This is a genomic window from Cupriavidus sp. 30B13 (genome assembly GCF_049059565.2).
GTDB lineage: Bacteria > Pseudomonadota > Gammaproteobacteria > Burkholderiales > Burkholderiaceae > Cupriavidus.
Genome location: NZ_CP188224.1, coordinates 457,625 through 477,680, shown reverse-complemented (window position 1 = coordinate 477,680; position 20,056 = coordinate 457,625). Strand labels below are relative to the sequence as shown.

Genomic DNA, 20,056 nt, shown 5'->3' with positions numbered 1-20,056 from the left:
CCCGGAGCCCGCCGCGAGACCGCGTAACCGAAGATCCGAGGATCTGAAGATCTATTGGGGAACTGCCATGCAACGTTCCATCGTCGTCGCGCTCTTGCTGCCGCTTGTACTGGCCGGTTGCGTATCGTTCAGCAGCAGCGACCCCAATCCGCCCAACAAGACGACCGTGGTAGTGCCGCCGGCCGGCTCCACCACCTATTGCAGCCCCGCGCCCTGCTAGCCGCCCGGCCGGCTACGGCGCGCCGCCGGCCTGCGCGGCGGCGGCGGCGCGCGCCTGCCGCATGATTGCGCCCGCGAACAAGGCGCTGCCCACGGGCAGCGCCGCGGACCGCAGCGCGTCGGCCGTCCACGTATTGCAGGTATAGAGGCCGTCGTAGGAACCGGTCGCCCCGAAGAACAGGCTGCCCGGATAGGGTCCGTCGCCGAGCCGCACGGGCAAGCCCGCGGCGTCCTTCTCCACCGCATCGCGCAGATAGCCGCGCAGGCTCCGCAGGCCGGCTTCGTCCACCCCGAGGCTGACCACATTGCCGGCGCCGAACGCGGCCGCCGGCGTATCGCGCAGCACCGTCATCAACAGCGCGCCCGGGCCCGGGAACATGGCCGAGAACATCGCGGCCCAGCCATGGTCGCGCGTGACGACGTAGCGCCGGTCGCCAAAGCCGAAGCAGAGGAAGCGCGCGCCATCGAAACCCCGCGCCAGCGCGCCCACCCACTCGCCGGCATCCTCCCCGCGCAGGCAGATATCGGTATGCCAGCCGCGCGCCACCACGGCGATGGCGGTAACGGCCGGACCGGTCGGCTTGCCCGCGGGCGCGGGCGTGGTGGCGCAGCCGGCCAGCAGGAGCGGCAGGAGCAGCAGGAGCAGCGCCGCGGCGCGGACCGGGGTACGGGATCGTGGACGGGACAAGGGAGGAACAAGGGTGGAACAAGGGGGTACGAGACTCGCTGGATCCGCGCCGCGGCGTGCGGCGGGGAAATCGCTCTCTCTCGATGGTAGGCGACGGCCGGCCCGGGAGGCCGGGCGGACAGACGTGCCAGCGCGCAAAACGGCACGGGACGTGGCACGCACTGCCTTCGGCCGCGCCGCCAGTGTTCTCGCCGCCAGTTTGCGGCAGCGATATTCAAAATAACTCAATGACTTATTGATTTTGCTGCTGCTCACGCCCCGCCCGCACTCCCTAAACTTGCTTTCACCGGCCGGCAATGACGCCAACCGAAGCCAACCGAAGCAAGATCCGCAAGGTTCAAAATTCCGCAATCATCGAGGAAAACATCATGCACGCCACCGCCACCAGAATCGCCATCGTCTACCACAGCGGCTACGGCCACACCGCCAGGCAAGCCCAGGCCGTCGCCCGCGGCGCGGCCAGCGTGGACGGCGTGGAAAGCCTGCTGATCAGCGTCGACGACATCGAACAGCACTGGGACACGCTGGAAAACGTGGACGGCATCATCTTCGGCGCCCCGACCTACATGGGCAGCGCATCGGCGCAGTTCAAGGGCTTCATGGATGCCACCTCGCGCACCGTCTTCGCCAAGGGCGGCAAGTGGGCCAACAAGGTGTCCGCCGGCTTTACCAATTCCGCCTCGCGCTCGGGCGACAAGCTGGCCACGTTGCAGCAACTGTCGATCTTCGCCGCGCAGCACGGCATGCACTGGGTGAACCTGGGCCTGCCCCCGGGGCACAACAACTCCAAGTCGACCGAAGACACGCTCAACCGCCACGGCTTCTTCCTGGGCGCGGCCGCGCAGTCGAACGCGGATGAAAGCGCCGACGTGGTGCCGCCGCTGGCCGACCTGCGCACCGCCGAGCACCTGGGCACGCGCGTGGCGCAAGTCGCGCAGCAACTGGCGGCGGGACGCCGCGCGCTGGCTACGGTGAAGCAGGCCGCCTGAGCCCGGATCCACGCCTTCGTCGCGTTCGCCGCCGCCGCGCGTCGCAGCGGACCATGAAGGCAGGGGCGGGCAGCAGGCAACGCCTGCGCCCGCCGGCGCCGCGTCAGAACAGCTTCGAGAACACCCAGAACAGGCATCCCGAGAGCAGGATTGCCGCCGGCAGCGTCAGCACCCAGGCCATCATCAGGTTGCGGATGGTGGACATCTGCAAGCCCGAGCGATTGGCCGCCATGGTGCCCGCCACGCCCGACGAAAGCACATGGGTGGTGGATACCGGCAGGCCGAAGGCGTCGGCCGCGCCGATGGTGGCCATGGCCACGAGTTCGGCCGAGGCGCCCTGCGCGTAGGTCAGGTGGGTCTTGCCGATCTTCTCGCCCACGGTGACGACGATGCGTTTCCAGCCGACCATGGTGCCCAGGCCGAGCGCGATGGCGACCGCCACTTTCACCCACAGCGGAATGAACTTGGTGGCGGCGTCGATCTCGCGCTTGAAGGCGGCCAGGTCTTCCCGCGTGGCGGTATCGAACTTGAGCGTGCTTTCCTTCTCCACCAGGCGGATGGCTTCGGAGGCGAGGTACATCTCGTTGCGGACGTTGGCCACCGCGGCGGCCGGCACGCCCGCCAGGCTGTCGTGCGCGCGCACCTGGTCGCCGATCCGGCCGGCGATGATGGCAAGGGCCGGCACCACGTCGCCGTTCAGCTCGCGGGTGCGCAAGTAGGTCGACAGCACGCCGCGGGGATCGGCCGGCGCCACCGCCGGCGCCGGCGCGCTGTGCCGCAGGGCCTCGCTGGTGACCTGGGCCACGGCGGCGAAGCGGGTCGTCTCGTCCACCGGCATGGCGCGGTTGAGCGCGTACGACAGCGGCACCGTGCCGACCAGGATCAGCATGATCAGGCCCATGCCCTTCTGCCCGTCGTTGGAGCCGTGCGCGAACGACACGCCGGTGCAGGTCAGCACGAGCACGCCGCGGATCCACCACGGCGGGGCCTTGTTGGCGACGGGCTCGGCATACAGCTCGGGGCGCCTGACCAGCACGCGCAGCAGCAACAGCAGCAGCGCCGCGCAGCCGAAGCCGACCAGCGGCGAGAGCAGCAGCGAGTAGCCGACCTTGATTGCCTGCGGCCAGTCCACCCCGCTGGTGCCGTCGCGCCCGTGCATCAGCGCATTGGCCACGCCCACGCCGATGATCGATCCGATCAGCGTGTGCGACGACGACGCCGGCAGCCCGAGCCACCACGTGCCGAGGTTCCAGATGATGGCGGCGATCAGCAGCGCGAACACCATCGCAAAGCCTGCCGACGAACCCACCTGCAGTATCAGCTCCACCGGCAGCAGCGAGATCACGCCGAACGCCACCGCGCCGCTCGAGACCAGCACGCCGAGGAAGTTGAACATGCCGGACCACATCACCGCGAACTGCGGCGGCAGCGAGTTGGTGTAGATCACCGTGGCGACCGCGTTGGCGGTGTCGTGGAAACCATTGACGAATTCGAAGCCCAGCGCGATCAGCAAGGCAATGCCGAGCAGCAGGAAAGGCAGCCACGTGGTCGGCATCGACGCGGCGGAGGACAGATCCCGGACCAGGCTCACGCCGGTATAGGCAACGCCCGCCGCGACCAGCAACAGGAAGACCAGGCCCGTGAGCTTGCCGGGCCGGTGGTCCAGGTTGGGGCGCATGCGCCCCGCGTCGGCAGTGGGCGCCGTGTCGATCGTGTTGCTCATGTTCCGCTCCCCTTGGACGAAGACGAAGCGCCATCCTCCTGCCGGAACATGACATTTCGGTGACACGCGTCTCGCCGGCATCACAATGCCCGCGGACTATTTCGAGGCACGGCGATGCGGCGGAGGAACGCGAGGCGGGGTGGGTAGGCGGCGGCTACTGCATCGGAGGAACGGGCCGCGAGAGAATGCGGAGGCTCAGGGCTTGGCCAGCAAGCGGATCAGCCCGTCGATCTCGGCCGCGCAAGCCTTGGCGGCGCGCGCCTCGGCGGCCCGGTAAAGACGGATCACCTCCTCGCCCACCGGCGTCAGCACCGTGCCGCCGCCCTGGGAGCCGCCATGCTCGGAATCCACCGCCGGCTGCGCCAGCGAGCGGTTGATCTCGTTGAGCAGGTCCCATGCCCGCTTGTAGGACATATCGAGGCGCTTGGCCGCGGCCGAGATGGATCCGCAGGCGCGGATCGCCTCGAGCAGGGCGATCTTGCCGGGGCCGATGGCGACGGTGTCGCCCAGCATGATGCGCATGCGCAGGAGCGCCTGCGGCTCGTCCGGGCTGACAGTGGTGCGGGAGCGGGCTAGTTTGACCATGGCGGGATGGTAACTCGCCCGGCGCTCGCGGCGAAATAGATGCACGCCCTCGTCACGCCCTCATCGCGCCGGCGTCGCCGCCGGCATATGTGCGCCAATCGCTATGTTAGAGTGGATACAACGTCGACCGAAGTTCCGGCGGCCGCAGCCTCGGCCATCGGGCACGCCGCAACCCGGCGCGCCCGCAGCAGCCAGCACCACGGGGAGAGATCCAGATGCGCAAGCCACCAGGACCGCTGCATGCGTTGCTGTGCGCCGCTTTCGTGCCGCTGTTGCTGTCGGCATGCGGCGCCGCGGGCGGCGCCGGCCCGGCAACGCCGGCCGGGCACGCCTTGCAGGTGGCCGGCACGCTCGACCGCCCGGCAAACCTGACGCTGTCCCAGCTCCAGGCGCTGCCCGCGGCGACCCAGACGGTCACTTTTGCCAGCGGCAGCGGCACGCAAACCCACGCTTACGTGGGCACGCCGCTGTGGGGCCTGCTCGACGGCATGGGCATCCAGGCAGACCCGGCCGCCCACAACGATGTGCTTGCGCGCTATGTGCTGGCCACCGGCGCGGACGGCTACCGGGTGGTCTTTTCCCTCGGGGAGCTGAGGCCCGACTTCGGCAACCGCGCAAGCCTGGTGGCGTATGGCGAGATGGTGAACGGCGCGGCCGCGCCCCTGGCTGCCAGCGGCCCGCTGCGCGCGACGGCGCCCGGCGACGGCAAAGGCGGGCGCTACGTATCCGGCCTGCTGCGGCTTGACGTGCGTGCGTCCGGCTCCACGGCGGCCGCGTCGGGCGGCGGCCCCTCGGCCCGGATCGCGGTGAGCGGCGCGGTCAGGCAACCCCGCAGCTTCGACCTGGCTGCGCTGAAAGCCTTGCCCGCGGTGACGCGCACGGTGGGCGCCAATACCTACACCGGCGTAAGCCTGTGGGATTTACTGAATGCCACGGGCGGCCTGGCGACCGGCACCGCGAAAAACGACGTGCTGGCGATGTACGTGGTGGCCACCGGCAGCGATGGCTACAAGGCGCTGGTGGCGCTGGGCGAGATCGCGCCCGGCTTCGGCAACCAGCCGGACCTGATCGCCTACGAGATGAACGGTGCGCCGCTGGGCCCCAATGGCTTCGCCCGGCTGGTGATTCCGGGGGACGGCAAGCCCGGCCGCCACGTGTCCAGGCTGGTCAGCCTGGAGGTGTTCGCGGCGCCGGCCGCCCCCTGATCCCGCCCGCGATCCGGCTCAGGCGCGCGCAGCCAGCAGCACGCTGGACGCCTTGAAGATGGCGACCGCCGCGCCGCCTTGCTTCAGCCCGAGGCTGGCGACGCTCTCGTTGGTGATGATGGCCACGATCTCGCCGCCCTGCGGCAGGCCGATGGCGACCTCGGAGTTAACCGCGCCGGTCTTGATGCCCGACACCGTGCCCGCAAGCTGGTTGCGCGCGGACAGCAGCATGTCCGGGTCGGGCACGCCGACGATCACGGACGAGGCCTTGATCAGGGCGGTGGCATCCTTCCCCACGGCCAGCCCCAGCCGCCTGGTGCTCTCGCCGGTGATGGTGGCGACGATGCGCACGCCGCCGCCGACCTCCAGTTCGATCTCGTCGTTGACCGCGCCCTGGCGGATCGCGCTGACCTTGCCGCTCAGCTTGTTTCTTGCGCTGGTGTTCATCTTCCCCTCGTCTGGTCGTGTTGGTGGCCATCGCCCTGGCCGCAAGGACGCCGGCGCGGGCACGCCGGCGGGGAGCGGCGCTCCCGGCCCGCAGATATTACCGCCTTTGCGCACGGCCCTTGCCAGCCGTCACATCCGTTATATTCAATGGTATATTTCGCTGACATGACGGGAACCCGCTCCTGACGGCCTGCGCGGCGTGGTGCCCGGCCCGGCTTTTTCCACGCGAGGTACCGCATGCACGCTCCACCGTTTCGCCTGGCCCGCGCCAGCGGCATCGAAACGGCGCTCGGCAACCGGCCGGCGCCCGCGGCCTGCTGCGCACCGGCGGCGCCGCAGCCGCGCGCCGCGCGCCGCCGCACGCGCCTGGCCGAGCTGGACTCGCACCTGCACTGCTCGATCATCGGCACCTGCATGACCACCGGCGAGCTGCGCAAGCTGGTGCCGCGCTTCGTGGCGCTGGACCGCCAGCGCGCCACCGACCTCGAAATCCATCACGAAGCGGTCAAGCTTGCCGGCGCGGGCGGCGATGGCTGCAAGGCATTGCAGAAGGCGCTGGACGAGCGCTATGCGCTGGCGCTGCGCCACTTCAACGCCGCGCGCGACGCCGATGCCGTGCTCAAGCTCTGGCAGGAAGCGGTGGCCAGCGGCGACATCCCGCCGGCCTACTGGGCCGTGATGAGCCATCCGGATACCAGCACCGCGGTGCGCCAGGCGGCGTTCGGCGAAGTGCACATGCTGTCGCACCTGGTGGGGGCCGCCAACCGCGCCGACATCCGGCGGCTGATGGCGCTGGAAGAAGACAACGCCGCGCTGCGCGGCAAGCTGGAGCGGCAGCAGGAACGCCTGCAGGAGATGAGCACGCGGCACGATGCGGCAACGCGCGAGATCGCCGAACTGAGCGCCCGGCTGGCCGCGCGCGCCGGCGCCGAAGCCACGCCGGCGCAGGCGGAGCTGAGCGCGCTGCGCGAAGCGCTGGCGCAGCACGAGCGCGAGGCCGCGCTGCACGCCAGCCGCCGCGCGGCCGCGGAGCAGCAAGCCCTGCGCGAGCAGGAAGCGGCGCAGATGCTGCGCGCGCAACTCGACGACGCGCTGGCGCAGCTCAAGGCCAGCCATGCCGAAACGCTCGCCCTCGAACAAGCCGTGCTCGCGGCCGGCAGCCGGGACGGCGAAGCCCAGGAGCCGCCGCAGGCGCGCCATGCGGGACTGCGCCACCTGGAAGGCAAGCGCATCGTGTACGTGGGCGGCCGCCCCGGCTCCAACAACACGCTGAAGGCGCTGGTCGAATCGACCGGCGGCCAGCTGGTGCTGCACGATGGCGGCATCGAAGACCGCAAGGGCCTGCTGGCCGCGACAGTGGCGCGCGCCGACATGGTGGTCTTCCCGGTGGATTGCATCGACCACGATTCGATGAACATGATCAAGCGCGTCTGCGACCGCCACCAGGTTGCCTACTATCCGCTGCGCACCGCCAGCGTGGCCAGCTTCGTGGAACTGGCGAGCCGCATGGCGCCGCCGCTGTCCGGCCACGCGGATGGTGCCGCGGCACTCGCCGGAGAGCGGGCGCCGTAGCACGGTGGTAAAGCCGCGATAGAGCCGCGATAGCGCCGCGGCAAACCGCAATAGCGCGCCAGGCAGGCACCGCGATCCTGCCTCTGCCCCCGGCAACGCCACGTCTGGCGCGTGCGGCCCTTCGCGGCCGCTCCCATGGCGAACCCGGCCCCGGCCCGCGCGCAATCCGCGCAAGCGCCCGCCCGCGGTTCTCACGCACTCCCTTGTCCACGCCCGCCGCGCGCCGCTGCGGCTCGAGGCCGGCGCCCAGCAGCGGGTGACCCGCGCGTCTCCCTGTTATCCGCAATCCGATTGGGAAATTTCCCCTCCTACATTGGGAAATTTCCCAAAATCATGTCGGAAATGGCGGGATAAAGTCCAGCGTGCTATCGGCATGTTCCGCACAGCCCGCCCGCGCTCCGTACCGGCCACCCCACATGACAAGCCGCCCGCCCCTGGCCACGCCGCGCAGCCGCCAGGCATCGCGCGGGCTTTCCGCGTGCCGGGCCGTGTGCTTGCCCGCGTGCTTGCCCATCTCTCGTCTTCAGCGGGCGGGCTGGCTCCTCGTTCTGCGTCGCAGGTGCGCCGCGGACCGTCCCGCGCAGGCGGACGGCACACCGCGCTGCCCCCGCCACGCCATCGACAGCGATGTCTGCTCACGGAGGCGCCGCCGGGACGAGCACATAACCGCACTTGAAAGAGCACATGCGCATTGACCGACGCTTCCGACTGGTTGCCGCCTTTATCCTCGTCACCACGCTGGGGCTCGCGGGCTACCTGCTGCTGCTGGAATGGCGCACCTACAACGATGCGCAGGAAACCGAGCCGGTACTGGGCCTGTTCAGCGCGGTGCTGGTCGCGGCAGAGAAGGCATCGGCGGAGCGCGGCCCGTCCAACGCGGCGATGGGCAGCGACACGCCCGTGCCGGAAAACAAGCTGCAAGCCCTCGAACGCGCGCGCGCCGACACCGACCGCGCGATGACGGCGGCCATCGCGCGCCTCGAGGCTTCGCAGTGCGCCCACTGCCCGACCAGTGCCAAGCAGATGCGGGAAACACACGCGCAACTGCGCGACGCGCGCGCGGCCATCGACCGCCTGGTGCAGGTGCCGCGCCCGGTCCGCTCCACCGACGGATTGTGCACGGTGCTCGGCACCATGTTCACGGCCACGGCCGACATCATGCGGATCTCCGACGAAGTCATGTTCGACCTGATCCGCGCGGAGCCGCTGACGGCCGAGCACGTCGGCATCGCGCGCCTGACCGCCGAGCTGCGCGAGCAGGCCGGCCGGGCCGGCTCCGTGTTCACCCCGGCGCTCACCGCGCGCCGGTCGCTGTCTGCCGACGAGCAGCGCGAGCTGTGGACCGAGATCGGCAGGATCCGCGCGCTGGGCGAACTGGTCATGATGCGCACCCGCGACGACAAGGCCTCGCGCCGCGAGTCGGTGCTGGCCATGCACGAGATGGCGTCGAGCTATTTCGCCGATGGCATCGCCTATCTCAACGAGATCGCCGCGCTGCCGCCGCATGACCTGCGCTACCCGTCCACCGCGGATTTCGCCGAGCGCTATGTCCCCACCATGAGCGCCATCATCCGCGTGCGCGACGCCGAGATATCGTCGGCCATGCATATCGTGCACATGCAGGAAACCGTCGCCGACAGCCGGCTGCGGGTGCTGTGCGGCGTCATCGGCATCGCGCTGCTGGCGCTCGTCGTCATCATCATCCTGTTCGCGTACCGCGTCATCCGCCCGCTGTCCGGCGCGACCGACGCCATCCGGCGCATCGCCGGCGGCGACTACCACGTATCGCTGCCGTCGGCGCGGCGCAGCACCCAGATCGGCGCGCTGCTGCATTCCGTGCAGGTGCTGCGGCGCGCGGCCATCGCCAAGGACGAGCTGGAGGCCGACCGCGACCTGCTGATCCGGCAATTGCAGGAGGCCGCCGCGCAGGAGCGCGCGCAGGCCGAGGCGCTGATACAGGCCAGGGACGCGGCCGAGGCCGCGCTGCACGCCAAGGACAGCTTCCTGGCCATGATGAGCCACGAGATCCGCACGCCGATGCACGGCATGCTGGGACTGCTGGAAATGCTGATCGATACCGGGCTGGACAACCACCAGCGCCACCTGGCGCAGGTGGCCAACAGCTCCGGCGAGGCGCTGCTGCAGATCCTCAATGACATCCTGGACTACGCCAAGATCGGCGCCGGCAAGATGAAGATCATCGAGGCCGAGACCGATGTCCGCGAGCTGATCGAGGGGGCGGTGTTCCTGCTGTCCGGCAACGCCTACGAGAAGGGCCTGCGGATGAACATCTGCATCGATTCCGGCATCGCCGCGCGCTACCTCGCGGATACCGCGCGCATCCGCCAGATCCTGCTCAACCTGATCTCCAACGCCATCAAGTTCACCATGCAGGGCGGCATCGGCGTGGCCGCCACGCTGGTGGAAGGCGCGCATGGGCACGAGATGATCGAGATCACCGTGAGCGATACCGGCATCGGCATTCCGGCCGAGTCGCTGCGCACGCTGTTCGAGCCGTTCGAGCAGGTCGACGGCCACTCCACCCGGCGTTTCAGCGGCACGGGGCTGGGGCTGACGATCTGCAAGCAGCTGGCGGAGCTGATGGGCGGCCGGCTCGAGATCAGCAGCACCGAAGGCACCGGCACCGCGGTGACGCTGCGGCTCACGCTGAAGGTGGATTGCGAACACTATGAGTTCCCGCAGCTGGCTGGCCGCAAGATCGCCATCGACGTAAGCGACGCGGCCTCGACGATGGCGCTCAAGCACTACGCCCGCGCGGCCGGGATGCGCCCCCTGCTGGTGGGCGGGGACGACGGACACGATGCGCCGCTGCGTATCGTGGCGGCGTCCGGCGGCGGTGCCCGCCCCGGCGATATCCTGCTGACGCACCAGGACAGCCACCCGGCCGAGGCCGATGCCGGCAGCCCGGTCTTGCTGCACGACAACCCGATCGCGTGGAGCGCCTTCGTCGCCGCGTGCCAGGAGGCGCTGCTGCGCGCCCAGGGCGGCAACGCCGTCGCCGCGGCGCCGCCCGACAACGGCCCGGCGCAGTCGGACAAGAAATACGCGCGCATCGTGGTGGCCGAGGACCATCGCGTCAACCAGCTGCTGCTCAAGATCCAGCTGCGGCAGCTTGGCTACGACAACGTGGTGATCTGCGACGACGGCCAGGATGCCTGGAAGGCCCTGCACGCGGAACCGACGGACCTGCTCATCACCGACCTGTACATGCCCGGCATGGACGGCTTCGACCTCGCCAGGCAACTGCGCGCCTCGGAAACCGGCAGGCATACGCCGATCATCGCCGTGTCGGCGTCCACGCTGGCCGAAGAGGAGCACCGCAGCCGCGCCGCGGGCATCGATATCTTCCTGGGCAAGCCTGCCTCGATGCAGGAACTGAAGCAGGCGATCCGGCGCGCGCTGGCGCAACGCTGAGGCGACGCGCGCCGGGCCGCGCCGCTGCCGCGGCCAGCCCGCTATTGAACTGCCGCGCCCGGCACGCGCGCCGGCATGATCCAGCGCTCCAGGCAGGCGCGCAAGGTATGCAGTTGCGCCGGCTTGAACAGGCATTCGTCCATGCCGGCATCGAGGCAGCGCTGCATTTCCTCGGCCTCGGTACTGGCCGTGATGGCGACGATCGGCAGATGGCGCCGCCCTTCGGCATCGTCGCCCGCCTCCGCGGCCTCCTGCGCCCGCACCCGGCCCGCCAGTTCGTAGCCGTTCATGACCGGCATGTGGCAGTCGGTGATCAGCAAGGCGTAGCCGGTCCTGCCGAGCGCGGCCAGCGCCTGCCCGCCGTCGCCGACCGCGTCGCTGGCATAGCCGAGCACCCTGAGCTGGCGCTGCAGCAAGATGCGGTTGGTGGGATGGTCCTCGGCGATCAGGACCAGCCGCCCCTGCGCCAGCGCCAGGTCGCGCGACAGCGCCGGGATCTCGGCCGGCACCGGCGCGGGCTCGGTTCCCCGCGCCGCCTGGCCGCCGGCCGCCGCGAGCGAAGCCGCCCGCAGGCCGCGCCAGGTGAGCGGATTGACGCTCAGGCGCACATCCGCCTGCGTCAGGCGGTAGCCGGCCAGCTTCGGCTTGTCGGTGATATGGATGGCGGCGGGCATGGCGCCGGCGGCCGGCTCCGCGACCGCCACGCCGTCGTCGAGGAACAGCAGGTCGAAGCCCTCCGCGCGGGGATTTTCCCCCGGGGCCGGCTGCGGCTGCTCCACCGCTTCCGCGCCAGCCGCGCGCAGCAGGTGCGAGATGCCGCGCGACACTTCGGCATCGCCCACCCGGATCGCGGCGCGGCGCCCGGCCAGCGGGCGCACCGTATAGGCCTTGTCCCTGACCGGCAGCCGCAGCCGCACCTCGGCCAGCGTGCCCGCGCCCAGTTCGCTGACCAGCTTGATCTCGCCGTGCATCAGGGCCAGCAGCCGGCGGCAGATCGACAGGCCCAGGCCGGTGCCGCCGAAGCGCCGCGTGGTGGAGGAGTCGGCCTGCATGAAGGGCTCGAACAGCCGCGCCTGCTGGTCCTGCGCGATGCCGACGCCGGTGTCGCTGATGCGGAAGACCACGGTCTGCGCACCGCCCTCCCTGCCGTCCTCGCCGGCCACGTCGCGGGCCACGTCGACGGCGAGCTTGACGGTGCCGCGCCCGGTGAACTTGATCGCGTTGCTGAGCAGGTTGAACAGGATCTGGCGCAGGCGCACACTGTCGCCCAGCACCACGGCGGCCACGTCCTCGCTGACGTCCAGCCGCATCAGCAGGCCCTTGTCGTGGGCGCGCGTGGCGAGCAGGCCGAGGGCGTTGTCGCACAGCTCGCGCAGGTCCAGCGGCAGCCATTCGATGTCGATGCGGCCGGCCTCGATCTTGGAGTAGTCGAGGATATCGTCCAGGATCTGCAGCAGCGCGCCGGCGGAGTCTTCGATCATGCCGACCGTGGAAGCCTGCTCGCGGCTCAGTTCCGTGTGGCCCAGCAGTTCGACCAGCCCGAGCACCCCGCTCATGGGCGTGCGGATCTCGTGGCTCATCATCGCCAGGAAGTTGTCCTTGGCACGCGAGGCGGCCTCGGCGATGTCGCGCGCGCTCGCCAGCGCGGCGGCGCGATCGTGTTCCGCCGTGGTGTCGGTCCAGTAGCCGTTCCACAGCGTGGTGCCGTCGTCCTCGTGGCGCGGCACCGCGTGCAGCCTGGCCCACTGGAAGCCGCCCAGGCCACGCAGGCGGACCTCGTGATTCACCGGCTGCAGCGCCTCTCCCGCGCGGATGACCGCCGCGCGCAGCGGCCCGGCGTCGTCCGGATGGATGCAGGCCCGCACGCGCGCGCTGTCGGTCATCATGTCCTCGGCATCGAGCCCGAACAGTTCCTGCGTATTGCCGCTGACCCAGACGAAGGCGAAGTGCCCGTCGCGTGTCTGGCGCATCTGGAAGACCGTGGCCGGCAGGTGGCGCGTGACGTCGACGAGCCGCGCCTCGGCCTTGCGCGCCTTGAGTTCGGCGCGGCGGATTTCGGAGACCTCCACCGCCGAGCAGATGACGCCGCCCGCTTCGGCCTCGTTCGGAGCGAACGGCTGCAGCCAGCACAGGAAGTGCCGCGCATGTCCGGACACGCCCTGGAAATCGAGCGCGATATGGCGCATCTCGCCGGCCTGCATGGCTTCGCGGATCGCATTGTCCAGCATCGCGCTGATGTCGGGGCCCCATACCGCGGCCTCGTGCTGCAGGCGGCCGACGAGGTTTTCCCGGCTTGCGTCGAGCAGGGACAGGAACGCCGCATTGACCGCCAGGTAGCGCCCGTCCTTGTCCATCACCGCGATCGGCAGCGGCACGGCATCGATCAGCGTCGACTGGAAGCGCTGCTGCACGGACACCTTGCGCTCCACCTCGCGCCGGCCTGCCGCCTCCTTGCGCAGCAGGTACTGCGAGCGCAGCAGGACGGCGACGATGCACAGCAGCGCCGCGATCGGCAGCCCCGCGCGCTCCAGTATCTGCCGCCACGACGGCTCCAGCACGTAGCTGGCCGCCATGTAGCGCCTCTGGATGTCGAGCCGGCGCTGGTCCTGCAATGCCGACAGCGCGCGGTTGATCAGCGGCAGCAGCCGCTCCGACAGCGCCGGCGACACCGCGAAGCCGACATTCAGCAGGCGCTCGCCCGAGCCGATCACGCGCAGCTTGCCGGCAAAGTTGCGCTGCAGCTCGACGTCCGCCGAGGCGAGGTCGTCGACATAGACGTCGGCATCGCCGCTGGCCACGCTCTGCAGCGCGGCGTGGACGCTGGGCGCCGTGGACAGCCGCGCGCCCGGGGCCTCGGTCCTGACGATCTCCCCCGCCCCGCCCGCGGCGGTGACGACCACGCGCAGGCCGGAAACCTCCCGCAGATGGCCGATCGCCGGCGCCGACTGCCGGCCCACGATCACCACCGGAAAGGCGGCATACGGCCGCGACACCGGAAGCTGCCGCAGGCCGGGATCGTTCGGGGTGGCGACCGCCATCAGGTCGAGCTCGCCGCGGTGCATGGCCTCCACGGTCTTGCCGAAGCCCTCCGACGGCACGCGCTGGAAGCGCAGGCCGAGCGCCTCGCCCAGGTAGCTCAGGTAGTCGAGCGCGATGCCGCTGGGGCGGCCGCTTTCGTCGAGATAGCTGTATGGCGCCAGTCCGACGTCGAAGCCCACCCGCAGCGGCGGCAGCGAGTTCAGGAAGGCGCTTTCCCCGGGCGCCAGGAAGAACTGGTCCGCATCTTCCTGCTGGACCAGCCGCGCATTGATCCATTTGGCGAGCAGCATCAGCCGGCGCTCGCGCGGAATGCGCGCAAGCCCCTGGTCCACCCGGTCGCGGAACGCGGCCGAAGCGGGCGGGAACGCGAAATGCACGGCGCTGCCCGGCTCGCGGTAGGCATTCACCACCGACAGCGCGTCGAACTCGCGCCGGGCCAGCGCGTATTCCGCCACCGGCTGCACCGCGGAATAGAAGTCGGCCTTGCCCGCCGCCACGGCGCGCAGGCCGTCGGTGACGTCGCCCACCGGGACCAGCCTGGCATTGGGGTACCGCGCGCGCACCACGCTTTCCATGTAGAAGCCCGGCTCGACGGCGAAGCGCGCGCCCTTCGAGCCCGGCGACAGCGCCCCGGCGAGATGGTCCGCGGCGCGCCCCACCACCACCGTGTCGCCTTCGAAGTAAGGGGTCGAATAGAGCAGGCAGCGCGTGCGCGCGTCTGTCTTCGCCATGCTGACGAGGATGTCGACCTCGCCGGCGCAGGTGGCGGCGATCAGCGCCGGGACATCGGGATAGGCGCGCTCGACCAGGTTGAGCGCGGGCGCGCCGAGCGCCTCGCGCAGCAGGTCGATGCCGTAGCCGCTCGGCTGCGCGCCGCGCGCGAACAGGAAGGGCGGCAAACCTTGCTTGACGACGCCGATGCGGACCACGGTCGGCGCGGCGGCGGCCGCTTCCGGCGCGCCGGTGGCCGCGCAGGCCGGGCCGGCGCGGCAGACCAGCAGTACCAGACAAAGCAGCCACCGTTGCCAGGCCTCGCGCGAGGTCCAGGTTTTTCTCATGAGTCGGTTGTCCTATGTCGCCGCGATACGTCGCGCTTGTGCATGGCGGCCCGCGCCGGGAGCCGCATGTCCGATGGCTTCGCATGATAGCGCCTGCGCCGCGCGCTGGCTGCCCTTTGCGGCACGGTGCGAAGCCGCGAAAACTATGACCGCGGCTGCGCTTGCGGCGCAGCCGTCTCTTGCCATCTGATCTTGCGCAAAACGGCGGGAGAAAACCGAAGTATTCCGACTTGCTTGCAGAAATTTCCGGGCTTCGTCCGAACGCATTGACGCTACCTTGTACTTCCGTTGCCAGGCGCCGTCGCGCATGGATGCCGCCCGCACAGCGGACAGACTCAGAGGTTGTGTTTATGAAAGTCGCACTACTGGATGCCAACCCGGCAACCTCCGACCCGGTCGCGCAGCTCGTGACCGGCGCCGGGTTCGCCTGCCATCGCTACGAAGAGCGGGCCGGGCTCATGCGCGACCTGCGCGACCATGTCTTCGACATGATCCTGGTGGCCGGCGACCTGCCGGACGGCAGCGGCGCCGAGGTGGTCAGGATGATCCGCTGCACCTTCGCCTTCCAGACACCCGTGATCGTGGTGTCGTCCAGGGCCAGCCACCAGGAGATCATGGAAGCCTTCGCGGCGGGCGCCGACGACTACTGCTCCGCCTTGCGCCCGGCCGAGCTGCTGGCCCGGATGGTGTCGCACTGCCGCCGCCACGACAGCACGCGGACCACGCGCCAGCGCCTGATCCACCTCGGCGACTACGTGCTGAACATCGACCGGTACACCGCCAGCCTGCGCGGCAAGGACATCCGCCTGACGCCGAAGGAATTCGGCCTGGCGTGGCTGCTGTTCTCGTCGCCGTCGCAGGTGCTGCCGCGCAACCACATCGAGACCATGGTGTGGGGCCATGTGCTGCCCGCCATGTCGCGCGCGCTGGCGGCGCTGATCGCGCGCCTGCGGCGGGTGCTGGAGCTGCGCCCCGTCAACGGCGTCACCATCGCGTCGATCCATGCGCTGGGCTACCGCCTCGATGTCCAGGAAGCGCCCCGCGCCGGCTGGCATCCGCCCGAGCCCGCCGCGCGCATCGCCGGCACCGGCATGCGGCTGCCCGCGCTGCTGCCCGAGGAATACGTATTTCCCGCCGATCTGCGCGCATCGCGCTAGCCGGGCGGCATCTTTGCAAGCCGGCGGACGTTGGCCGCCGGCCAGAATTTCTTAACCGAGGAAACCAGAGAAATGAAGAAGACAATGGTTGCAGCGGCGGCCACGATCCTGGCCGGCAGCGCATGGGCGCAGAGCGCCGTCACGCTGTATGGCGTCGCGGATGCGGGCCTCGAATTCGTCAACCGGCAAGCCGGCAACGGCGACAAGGTCTATCGCGTGCAATCCGGCGGCGCGCTGACCGGATCGCGCTGGGGCCTGCGCGGCGCGGAGGATCTCGGCAACGGGCTCAAGGGCATCTTCGTGCTCGAAAGCGGCTTCGGCATCGACGACGGCAGGGCGGGCGACCGCCTGTTCGGCCGGCAGGCATACGTGGGGCTGGAGACCCCGCAGGGCACCGTGACGCTGGGCCGGCAGCAGACGCCGATGTACGACTTCGCGCTGCAGTACGACCCGATGGCCGCCGCCAGCAGCTATTCCATCTACGGCATGGACAGCGATTTCGGCTCGCGCGCCGACAACGCCATCAAGTACCGCGGCCAGTCGGGCGGCCTGACCGTGTCCGGGCTCTACAGCTTCGGCTACGACGGCCGCAGCGGCGTGAACGGCGAGGTTCCCGGCCAGTGGAAGGTGGGCCGCGAATATGCCCTCGGCCTGAACTACGCGATGGGCGCGTTCGCCGTGGGCGCGGTCTTCGACCAGAAGAACGGCGACACCGTCGCCTCACGCAACAGCCACGACCAGCGCGCCAGCATCGCCGGCAGCTACGCGTTCGGTCCCGCCAGGGTCTTCGGCGGCTACCGCTGGCAGCATCTGGGCTTCACCACGGCCGTGGGCAACGGCACGGCCCACCTGGGCTGGATCGGCGCGAGCTATCAGCTGACGCCGGCGGCCTCGCTCAGCGGCGCCGTGTACTACCAGGACAACCGCGGCACCAGCGCGGACCCGTGGATGCTTTCCGCCGGCGGCAACTACGCCTTGTCCAAGCGTACCTCCCTGTACCTGAACATGGCGTATGCGCTGAACAAGACCGACCGCTCGCGCGGCTACATGTCGCAAGTCAGCGTGAATGGCGACGGCCAGGTATTGGCTGGCGACAACCAGTTCGGTGCCAGTATCGGCATGCGGCACCGTTTCTGACCCCCCCGGCCCGTTCGACACTTTCCTGGCCGACGGGGTGGTTGCGGACGGCCCGATGCGAAATACCGCCCGCATCGGGTTGTCCGGTTTTTACGGACCGGCGCGCGCTAGCGCGCTTCCAGGCAACGATTCATGTGTTCGATGGTGGGCTCGAACAGCGCAAGCAGGGCCTGCACGCCGTCGGCGTCGCGCCGGCGCGCGGCCGCTTCGAGGCGCGCGCAGAGCGAGACCACCGAGCCGCACTCCAGGATGCGCGCCGCGCCCTTGAAGCGGTGCGCCAGCGAGGCGGCCTCGTCCCAGCCGGACGCGGCGCAGGCGTCGCGCAGAAGCACCAGGTCGTCGCGGTTGGTGTTGACCAGGCTGCTCACCAGTTCCGCGACCATGTCGGGATCGCCATCGGACAACGCGTCGATGGTCGGCCAGAATACCGCCTCCTCTTCCGCGCTGATCGGCATGACGCCGTGCCGCGCCAGCTGCCGCACCAGTTCATGCTCGCGCACGGGCTCCGCCAGCGCGCCGGCGAAGCGCGGGTCGGCCCCCCCCGACGGCGACACCGCAAGCCACAGCGTCGGCCCCGCGCCATCCGCGTCCGGCATCACGCTGGCCGGCAGCGCGCCGTCCGCGGGCACGCGCACCGCCACCAGCCGCCAACCCTCGCCCAGCGGGCCGGGCGAGGACAGCGCATGTGCCGTGGCCTGGAAACCCAGGCCTTCCATCAGGGCCGCAAGACCGCTGTCTTCCGCCCAGTCCGTCGTGTCGCCGATTAGCAGTGCGCGATGCATGGTTCGTCGTCCTTGAAGCTGCGTCAAAAATGGCCCGGCGCCGTCAGGGCACCACATGGCAACGCCGGGCGAAGTCTACCAACTCCACCAGCGTGGCGACACGCAACTTGGCCATGATGTGCATTTTATGGCTGCTCACGGTCTTGTTGCTGATGAACTGCAGCTTGCCGATGGCGGCGTTCGACATGCCCTTGGCCAGCATCTGGAGAATGACAAGCTCCTTGACCGTCAGCTGCTTGAGCTTGTCGTTGTCGTCGCGCAGATCGGGCGGCACCGCCTCCGCATCGCCCACCTCGGGCGGGAATAGCGTGTAGCCGGCCATCACGGCATCGACGCAGCGCATGATCTCGCTCACGTCCTGCAGCTTGCTCACGAACCCTTTCGCGCCAAGCTGCATGGCGCGCGGCGCGAACGTCAGCGAATCCTGGCCGGACAGCACCAGGATCCGCACCTGCGGATGCATCGCCCGCAGGCGCGGAATCACCTCCAGGCCGTTGACCTTGGGAATATCGAGATCGAGGATCACCAGGTCGGCCGGGCACTCCTTCGCGATGTCCAGTGCCGACTGGCCATTGTTTGCTTCCAGCACGCGGCTCACGCCCAGCACCTGCGAAAGCCGCGTGCGTATCACCATGCGCATCGCTGGATGATCGTCAACTATCAAGACCGTTGTCATTGCGCAGTCTCCGTTCTCAAGAAATTCGTGCATCTGCTGCAGGCCGGCGCGAAATGCGCGAGCCTCGTCCGGGGGATTCTGCGATAAATCTCCTGCCGCAAGCATGGGAAAGCCCTGCATTGGCTGCGGAAAGGTCGCCATGTCGGGAGCGGCGTGTCGCAGCGCAAGAACGATACCGGCAAGGGACGGCACCTTCGCGGCCGCCCTGCGGAATCCCCCGCCATCCGTTCGGGAAAAATCCGAGCCCACCTGTGCGCACGCCGCGAGATACTTCCTGCCTCGACGTTTCACCGCTACGGCGCCGCCATGTTCCGGCACCGCCAGGTGCCCGCCAGTTGGTCCGCAGGCAACCCGCCAGGCAACGACGGCAGCGGTTGTTGCCTGGCGAAGCATCATCGCCGGCGCGCCGCCGCAAGGCTTGCGGGCATCGCGGCAGGACCCCGCAACGACGCCGGGATCCGTTCGAAACGACCCCAAGGAGCGACATGAGGAAAAGCAAATCCACAGTGCCGGGAAGCCGCGGCGTCGGTCCGCTTCATGCAGCCGGCGACAGCTTCTCCGACCTGCGCATGGTAGTGACCCTGCGCCCCGACCAGGAAATGACCATCGACAGCCTGGCCGATGCCCTGCGGCACAACGGCGAGTGGCTGGCACGCGCCAGCATCTGCCTGGCCGCGCTGCGCGACGAAGGCGCCGCGCCGGTCCGGGCCGTGGTCTCGGACGTGAGGAAAGGCGCCGTCGCACTCGACTTCTACATCAACGACGACATCGCGGGCTGCGCGCGCCTGACGCGCTCGGTCCATGCCGTGCTCGCCAGGGAATTCAACCGGGTGCTGCCGCCATCGCTGCTGATCGCGGTGCGGCCCGTGCTCGATGCCGCGCCGGAGCGGCGGCGCGCGCGCAGCCGCCCCGACGAGCTCGCCGCCTCCGCGGTCATGCTGGCCGAGTCCGCCTCCGAGGCGAACCGGCGCATGTCGGCCATCTGCGCTTACCTGGCCGCCTTCCACGAGGCCAGGCAGGTCGGCGAGATCTCCTGCCCGCCCCACCAGAACCTGCTGGCCGATCATCACGAAGCCGTGGACTGGCGGCTGCGCCTGCACCAGTCAGAACAGGCCCGCTCGCTGGCCGAGTCGCTAGCCTTCCTGCAGCGCACCTACAACGAAGCCGCGTTCGACCTCGACACGCCGTTTCGCGAATACCAGGCGCTGCTGCAAAGGGAAGTCATGCTGGCCTTCCGCGCGGATCTCGCGTCGTTCTCCGCCGAGACGGAGGCATTGCAGTAGCCAAGCCGGGCCGCGCGGGCTTCGGCCAGCCGAAGCGAGGCCGCCTCCGCCATGGCGCCAG

Annotated in this window: 15 protein-coding genes; 8 read left to right on the top strand and 7 right to left on the bottom strand. The window is 69.8% G+C overall.

The window, feature by feature from the left end; genetic code table 11:
* Positions 1-67 precede the first annotated feature (67 nt).
* Positions 68-220, top strand: coding sequence for a hypothetical protein (locus ACKI2N_RS21440; RefSeq protein WP_420994739.1), 153 nt, complete (start codon positions 68-70; stop codon positions 218-220).
* A 12-nt stretch (positions 221-232) separates the two neighbouring features.
* Here the strand turns inward: ACKI2N_RS21440 and ACKI2N_RS21435 are convergent, their stop codons facing one another.
* The gene (locus tag ACKI2N_RS21435) at positions 233-907 is read right to left on the bottom strand and encodes a DUF2459 domain-containing protein (protein ID WP_420994741.1); all 675 of its coding nucleotides are present in this window, start codon (positions 905-907) and stop codon (positions 233-235) included.
* A gap of 368 nt (positions 908-1,275) precedes the next feature.
* Here ACKI2N_RS21435 and ACKI2N_RS21430 point away from each other — a divergent pair, with 368 nt between their 5' ends.
* Entirely contained in the window at positions 1,276-1,896 is a 621-nt protein-coding gene (locus ACKI2N_RS21430) for a flavodoxin family protein (protein WP_420994742.1), read from the top strand.
* A gap of 103 nt (positions 1,897-1,999) precedes the next feature.
* Here the strand turns inward: ACKI2N_RS21430 and ACKI2N_RS21425 are convergent, their stop codons facing one another.
* A complete protein-coding gene (locus ACKI2N_RS21425; protein ID WP_420994743.1) occupies positions 2,000-3,619 on the bottom strand; it encodes an inorganic phosphate transporter in 1,620 nt (539 codons plus the stop codon).
* Between the two features lie 195 nt (positions 3,620-3,814).
* Entirely contained in the window at positions 3,815-4,204 is a 390-nt protein-coding gene (locus ACKI2N_RS21420) for a winged helix-turn-helix domain-containing protein (protein WP_420994745.1), read from the bottom strand.
* A gap of 215 nt (positions 4,205-4,419) precedes the next feature.
* On the opposite strand from ACKI2N_RS21420, the gene ACKI2N_RS21415 reads away from it, so the two are divergent.
* Positions 4,420-5,409, top strand: a complete 990-nt coding sequence (locus ACKI2N_RS21415) for a molybdopterin-dependent oxidoreductase (protein ID WP_420994746.1) — start codon at positions 4,420-4,422, stop codon at positions 5,407-5,409.
* A gap of 18 nt (positions 5,410-5,427) precedes the next feature.
* Here the strand turns inward: ACKI2N_RS21415 and ACKI2N_RS21410 are convergent, their stop codons facing one another.
* Positions 5,428-5,856 (bottom strand): TOBE domain-containing protein, encoded by a 429-nt coding sequence (locus ACKI2N_RS21410; RefSeq protein ID WP_420994747.1) that lies wholly within the window; start codon positions 5,854-5,856, stop codon positions 5,428-5,430.
* Positions 5,857-6,093: 237 nt separating this feature from the next.
* Between ACKI2N_RS21410 and ACKI2N_RS21405 the strand changes: the two genes are divergently transcribed.
* Together ACKI2N_RS21405 and ACKI2N_RS21400 are read left to right on the top strand one after the other, a co-directional pair.
* A complete protein-coding gene (locus ACKI2N_RS21405; RefSeq protein WP_420994749.1) occupies positions 6,094-7,428 on the top strand; it encodes a DUF2325 domain-containing protein in 1,335 nt (444 codons plus the stop codon).
* Between the two features lie 684 nt (positions 7,429-8,112).
* Complete coding sequence (locus ACKI2N_RS21400) at positions 8,113-10,863, top strand: ATP-binding protein (RefSeq protein WP_420994750.1); 2,751 nt, start codon at positions 8,113-8,115, stop codon at positions 10,861-10,863.
* A gap of 41 nt (positions 10,864-10,904) precedes the next feature.
* On the opposite strand, the gene ACKI2N_RS21395 is transcribed toward ACKI2N_RS21400, so the two are convergent.
* Positions 10,905-14,960 (bottom strand): ATP-binding protein, encoded by a 4,056-nt coding sequence (locus tag ACKI2N_RS21395; RefSeq protein ID WP_420994751.1) that lies wholly within the window; start codon positions 14,958-14,960, stop codon positions 10,905-10,907.
* 350 nt (positions 14,961-15,310) lie between these two features.
* Here ACKI2N_RS21395 and ACKI2N_RS21390 point away from each other — a divergent pair, with 350 nt between their 5' ends.
* Both ACKI2N_RS21390 and ACKI2N_RS21385 read left to right on the top strand, forming a co-directional pair.
* On the top strand, positions 15,311-16,117 hold the full coding sequence (locus ACKI2N_RS21390; RefSeq protein WP_420994752.1) for a response regulator transcription factor: 807 nt from the start codon (positions 15,311-15,313) through the stop codon (positions 16,115-16,117).
* A 72-nt stretch (positions 16,118-16,189) separates the two neighbouring features.
* Positions 16,190-17,254, top strand: coding sequence for a porin (locus ACKI2N_RS21385; RefSeq protein WP_420994753.1), 1,065 nt, complete (start codon positions 16,190-16,192; stop codon positions 17,252-17,254).
* Between the two features lie 107 nt (positions 17,255-17,361).
* On the opposite strand, the gene ACKI2N_RS21380 is transcribed toward ACKI2N_RS21385, so the two are convergent.
* A complete protein-coding gene (locus tag ACKI2N_RS21380) occupies positions 17,362-18,036 on the bottom strand; it encodes an Hpt domain-containing protein (protein ID WP_420994754.1) in 675 nt (224 codons plus the stop codon).
* A gap of 43 nt (positions 18,037-18,079) precedes the next feature.
* Positions 18,080-18,712: a response regulator gene (locus ACKI2N_RS21375; RefSeq protein WP_420994919.1), complete on the bottom strand. Its 633-nt coding sequence runs from the start codon at positions 18,710-18,712 to the stop codon at positions 18,080-18,082.
* A 569-nt stretch (positions 18,713-19,281) separates the two neighbouring features.
* Here ACKI2N_RS21375 and ACKI2N_RS21370 point away from each other — a divergent pair.
* The gene (locus tag ACKI2N_RS21370; RefSeq protein ID WP_420994755.1) at positions 19,282-19,995 is read left to right on the top strand and encodes a hypothetical protein; all 714 of its coding nucleotides are present in this window, start codon (positions 19,282-19,284) and stop codon (positions 19,993-19,995) included.
* The last annotated feature ends 61 nt before the right edge of the window (positions 19,996-20,056 follow it).